The organism is Desulfonatronospira sp., from assembly GCA_003563255.1.
GTDB lineage: Bacteria > Desulfobacterota > Desulfovibrionia > Desulfovibrionales > Desulfonatronovibrionaceae > Desulfonatronospira.
In genome coordinates, this window is sequence record PWSL01000072.1 from 1 (window position 1) to 4,791 (window position 4,791).

General features: G+C 53.2%; 8 protein-coding genes. 6 read left to right on the forward strand and 2 right to left on the reverse strand.

From position 1 onward, the window contains the following. The 4 genes from QZP87_RS02050 to yedF all read left to right on the forward strand — a co-directional run. Nucleotides 1-345, forward strand: a 345-nt coding sequence (locus tag QZP87_RS02050) for a DsrE family protein (RefSeq protein ID WP_291321257.1), incomplete at its 5' end; no start/stop codon positions are given. A 64-nt stretch (nt 346-409) separates the two neighbouring features. Further along, complete coding sequence (locus QZP87_RS02055; protein WP_291321258.1) at nt 410-1,180, forward strand: OsmC family protein; 771 nt, start codon at nt 410-412, stop codon at nt 1,178-1,180. A gap of 2 nt (nt 1,181-1,182) precedes the next feature. Next, nucleotides 1,183-2,358 carry a cobalamin-independent methionine synthase II family protein gene (locus QZP87_RS02060; protein WP_291321259.1) on the forward strand — a complete coding sequence of 392 codons (1,176 nt, stop codon included), beginning with the start codon at nt 1,183-1,185 and terminating at the stop codon, nt 2,356-2,358. A 386-nt stretch (nt 2,359-2,744) separates the two neighbouring features. After that, on the forward strand, nt 2,745-3,362 hold the full coding sequence (yedF, locus tag QZP87_RS02065) for a sulfurtransferase-like selenium metabolism protein YedF (protein WP_291321260.1): 618 nt from the start codon (nt 2,745-2,747) through the stop codon (nt 3,360-3,362). Here yedF and QZP87_RS02070 read toward each other — a convergent pair. Together QZP87_RS02070 and QZP87_RS02075 are read right to left on the reverse strand one after the other, a co-directional pair. Then, on the reverse strand, nt 3,352-3,801 hold the full coding sequence (locus QZP87_RS02070; RefSeq protein ID WP_291321261.1) for a putative toxin-antitoxin system toxin component, PIN family: 450 nt from the start codon (nt 3,799-3,801) through the stop codon (nt 3,352-3,354). The genes yedF and QZP87_RS02070 overlap by 11 nt on opposite strands. Next, a complete protein-coding gene (locus tag QZP87_RS02075) occupies nt 3,791-4,042 on the reverse strand; it encodes a type II toxin-antitoxin system Phd/YefM family antitoxin (protein WP_291321262.1) in 252 nt (83 codons plus the stop codon). Before QZP87_RS02075 ends, QZP87_RS02070 begins: the two co-directional genes overlap by 11 nt. A 185-nt stretch (nt 4,043-4,227) precedes the next feature. On the opposite strand from QZP87_RS02075, the gene QZP87_RS02080 reads away from it, so the two are divergent. Next, nucleotides 4,228-4,491: an addiction module antitoxin gene (locus QZP87_RS02080; RefSeq protein WP_291321263.1), complete on the forward strand. Its 264-nt coding sequence runs from the start codon at nt 4,228-4,230 to the stop codon at nt 4,489-4,491. Nucleotides 4,492-4,497: 6 nt separating this feature from the next. After that, nucleotides 4,498-4,791, forward strand: a 294-nt coding sequence (locus tag QZP87_RS02085; RefSeq protein WP_291321264.1) for a type II toxin-antitoxin system RelE/ParE family toxin, incomplete at its 3' end; no start/stop codon positions are given.

Genomic DNA, 4,791 nt, shown 5'->3' on the forward strand with positions numbered 1-4,791 from the left:
ACCATCACCCATTGCAGAACCGACGGAGACAAGGCCACATTGGGCTTTGTAGTGGCCAATGCCGCCCAGGGCAGCGAAAAGGAGACCATGATTTTTCTCAGCTGCGACGGAGTATACTGCGCTGTCAAAGGCGAGGCTGAAAAAATTGATGAAGGGACCCCATTTGCTCCTCTCAAGGAACTGGTGACCAAGTTTGTCAACGCTGGCGGCAAGATATGGGTCTGCACCCCGTGCTTGAAAAAAAGAGGCCTGACAGAAGACGATCTGGTTGAAGGGGCAACCCCGGCCGGAGGTGCGGCCCTGGTGGAGTGGCTGGCTTCAGGATCGCCCAGTGTAGCCTATTAATCTTTAAGATCAGCCGGCATGGTATCCGCTTTTCAGAGCGGATACCATGCCCTGTGAGGTGTTTATGACTCAGGAAATGGAAAAGATAAGCGTGGATGATATCACCCCGGATCATATGTTCGATGGAGGAGATCTGGACTGTGGATCAGGGCTGAGCCTTATGATCAAGGAAAACATGCTCAAGGTGCCCGTGGGGGGTATACTGGAGTTGCGCAGCCGGGATGCCACTGTAAAGGACGATCTTCCTCCCTGGTGCCGGCTGGCCAGCCATGAATACCTGGGGCATAAGGACGATGACGGGTTTGTGCGCTACTTCGTCCGCCGGGGCCGGCCTGAGTCCGCGGGGAAAGAAGAGGTATCCGAGGAAGAAGCCCTGGAAAAGGACAAACAAAAGGCCAGGGAATACGAATGGCGGGTCAGGACGCGTTCTACAGGATCCCAGAAGAGCACTGTCTATTGCCGCAATTTTTCCTGGAACATGGGCCAGCCCATAAGCTTTGAAGAAAAGGACGAACATCCCTGTTCGGTGGAAGCCCTGCTGGGAGCCTTGGGCGGAGCCCTGGCTTCAGGGTATGCCACTGAGTGTTCCAAAGAGGGCATAGAGGTGGACGACATCGAAATCACCGTGCGGGGCAGGCTGACCAATGTCCTGGCCCATGTGGGACTGGAAGAAGGGGATCCCGGTTTTGGCGAGATCGAGGTCAAGTGCTATGCCTCCAGCATGGATGACGAGGAAAAAGTTCGAGATGCCTGGGACAAAACAGTCAAACGCTCACCCCTGGCGGCTACCCTGGCTAAGGGAACCGAGCTTAAAACCAAACTAATGGTGGTTTAGTCATGTTTACTACTACTCAAGTGGGCAGCTGGCCCCGCTCAAAGAAAATGCTCAAGGCCCTGCGGGACCATCGTCTGGGCAGAATGTCTAAGGAAGAGTTTCACAGCATTGCCGATGACGAGGTTGCAAGAACTGTTGAGATCCAGGAGGAAGCCGGCCTGGACATCCTGGTGGACGGGGAGCACCGCAGGGACAATTTTTATTCTTTCATCACGGACAAGGTGGAAGGCACAAAACTCATGTCCCTGGCGGAAATGCTGGACGAGGTGGAGGATAAGTCAGGTTTTGAAGAAATGCTGGACAAGCTGGATGTTCCGGCCTCGGCCATCCGCAATCCCACATGCGTGGGACGCATGCAGAGACGCGAACCCCTGGCTCTGAATGATTTTTTGTTCGTCAAGACCCTGACCGACAAGCCGGTAAAGGTAACCCTGCCCGGACCATATCTGCTTTCCCGGTCCATGTGGGTGACCAGGTATGCCGGAAAGTTCTACAAAGACCAGTTTGAAATGGGCGATGATGTGGTCCATATCCTGCGCAGCGAGCTTGAGGAGCTTGCTCAGGCCGGGTGCGAATTCGTCCAGTTCGACGAGCCTGTTCTCACGGAAATAGTCATGTCCCAGGAGTGCGGCAGACGTACCTTTATGTGAGCCACCCTGGCCACCCGCCGTGACGTGGGTGAGGAACTGGATTACGCTGCCGAGCTTATGAACAGGATTATTGATGGTATCAGTGGGCCGCGCACAGGTATTCACATCTGCCGGGGCAACTGGAGCACCCGGGAAGACGTCCTGCTCACCGGTGATTATGAACCGCTCCTGCCGGCTTTGACCAAGATGAAGGTGCATCAGTACGTGCTGGAGTATGCCACCCCCAGGGCCGGGGAAATAAAGGTTGTTGGAGAGGCCCTCTCGGGCAGTATACCAGGGACGGATATCCCCAGAGAACTGGGGCTGGGAGTGGTCAACCCCCGCACCACCGAAGCCGAGACCCCGGAAGAAATCATGGACAAGACCAGGCTTGCCCTGCAGCATTATCGTCCGGAGCAGCTTTTTTTAAACACTGATTGCGGTTTCGGCTGTTTCGCCAACCGCTGCGTAAATGTGGAAGAAGTGGCCACGGCCAAGATACGCTCCATTGCTGAAGCGGCCAATAGACTCAGGCAGGAATTTTCTTGATTCTTGAATACCATTCACTGAAGAAATGTGCTCCAGGGTACGGGAATTCGGCAAACAGGACGTAAAAACTCACTCCAAGGAAGCGTAAATCAAAACCTATACACTGATTTGATAACCAGGGTATATTCTGTAACATGCCTTGAATCAGGTTCGGTGTTTTACGGTTTTGATTAACGCTTCCTACGTCGTTCAGATCCCGCACTTACTTTCTGGCAAATCTTGATTTGAAAATTGATCAGACATAGAAAAAGTAAGTGCGGGACCCAGTTTGCCGAACCCCCGTACCCTAGCTGTTGGGCCACAGATGGTGAATAGGTACGATTTTTGAGGACTGGACCGCTATTAGCATAATCCAACGGTAACTAAGTCAATTATAAGGAAAAGAAATGAGCAGGCAAGAAAAAGTGGATTGCCGGGGGCTGCCCTGCCCCCAGCCGGTACTCAAAAGCAGGGAAATTATCGACTCCATAAGCCCGGATACCCTGCAGGTGCAGGTGGATAACGAACCGGCCCTGGAAAATGTATCCAGATTTTTGTCCACCCAGGGTTACGTCCTGGAAAAACCGGAAAAAAACGGCGACATCTGGACCATCCATGCCAGCAGAGGGGAAGCGCCGGCAGCCGAATCCAGTGAATCTGCCGCACCCGGGCCCGGGGCAGGTGAAACCCTGCGCACCCTGGTATTTGTGTCCACCAGCAGGCTGGGTTCGGGTGACGATGAACTGGGATCAAAACTCATGCAGAACTTCATCAAGACCCTGCCGGAGATGGGCAGCAGCCTGTGGATGGTGGTTTTTGTCAATTCCGGGGTCAAGCTGGCTGTAAAAGACAGCCCGGTGCTGGAGACCGTGCAGAGGCTGGAAGAAAACCAGGTAAAAGTCCTGGTCTGCGGCACCTGTCTGGAGTTTTTCGGGCTCACCGATGCCAAGGAAGCCGGTCAGACCACCAACATGCTGGACATCATCACGGCCATGAGCCACGCGGACAAGGTGATTACAGTTTGATGCATTTCTGAGACGAGAACTCGGGAAAAAACCGCGCTAATCCATCTGCGGGGCGTAACACGGGTATGCCCTTAAAGGGATGCATAACCAGGAGATCTTCATCCCCGGTGATGAGGCAGTCAGCCTGGCCGTAGACTGCAGTTTCAAGAAACTTGTCGTCATCTTTGTCTCGACATCCCATGGGCCTGTTTGAAATGAAAACGAATAATGAAACAGGGTTCAGTTGAGTCAGAAACCGCTTTCTGAGTGAAGTGCAAATATAAGCATCAAACTTGCTTTTCATGAGGCGGTCATGCAGTTCTGCATGTGTTTCTTTTGAAAAAATCAGGGTAGCTGATGTCCTTCTCAAGGCCTTGACCAGGGCAGCTGGTGCACCTGTGGCACATAATGCCGCGCTGATGAGCACATTGCTGTCCAGGACAAATCTGTCAGCTTTCATTACTGAGCATTTGTTCCAGGATTTCGTCTGTCAGTCCTTTGGCCTCAGCTTCTTTGCGCATGGCATCCATAGTTGCATCCATCTGTTCCCATGCTGCACCCCGCAGTCTTTGAAACTGGGCTTCCGACATGAAGACGCCTGCCGCCCGTCCCCGCTTGGTCACCCTGACCGGTTCGCTCTGAGCAAGGTCCAGGAATCGACCGAAATTGTTTTTGGCTTCTCTTGCGCTTATTTCTTTCATGTAGCTATATTAGCCACTCTGCTTGTTACCGTCAAGCATGTCAGCTGTCAGTGGTCAGGGTGCGAGCTGCATTTTGCTAACCTGTCCATAGGTGACCCCATTTCGGCTCTTGACATGTCTTCAATATTGAATGATCATATTACACATAAAACATTGAATCATGAAAGGAGTGAAAGGAGCGTTTCATGAGCCGAGCTACGACGACGATGACTGTTCGCCTCAGCGGCGCACTCAGCGAATTCGTTACCGCGAATGTGGGTGAGCATGGCACCTACGAGAATGTTAGCGAATATGTGCGAGACCTGATCCGACGAGACAAGGAACGTAAGGAAGCGGACACGTTCGAGCGCCTCAAGGCCGAGCTGACTCACGCCTACGCAGCACCCGAAGCATCGTATCACCCGCTGACGGCGGCGGAGGTAATTGCACGCAACCGGAACCGGGCCTGACACGGCATGACCAAAGCCAATATTCGCATCCAGGATGCTGCGTCCTACCGTCTTGACGAGATATACCATCACACCCTCAACCGCTGGGGCATGCAGCAGGCCGACCGCTATATTACCGGCCTGTTTGATGCCTTCAACGGCATTGCGGATCACCGAACCTTATCGCGCCCCGTTCCGGCCGAGTTCGGTATCGAAGGCTACTTCTTCCGCTATGAACGTCATTTCGTTTATTGGCGCTGGCTTTCAAACGGTGACATCGGTATTGTGACAATACTGCATGAGCGGATGCACCAGATCGAC

Coding starts and splice junctions, on each gene's coding strand:
- QZP87_RS02055 (WP_291321258.1), top strand. CDS start 410: ATGACTCAGGAAATGGAAAAGATAAGCGTGGATGATATCACCCCGGAT.
- yedF (WP_291321260.1), top strand. CDS start 2,745: ATGAGCAGGCAAGAAAAAGTGGATTGCCGGGGGCTGCCCTGCCCCCAG.
- QZP87_RS02070 (WP_291321261.1), bottom strand. CDS start 3,801: ATGAAAGCTGACAGATTTGTCCTGGACAGCAATGTGCTCATCAGCGCG.
- QZP87_RS02075 (WP_291321262.1), bottom strand. CDS start 4,042: ATGAAAGAAATAAGCGCAAGAGAAGCCAAAAACAATTTCGGTCGATTC.
- QZP87_RS02080 (WP_291321263.1), top strand. CDS start 4,228: ATGAGCCGAGCTACGACGACGATGACTGTTCGCCTCAGCGGCGCACTC.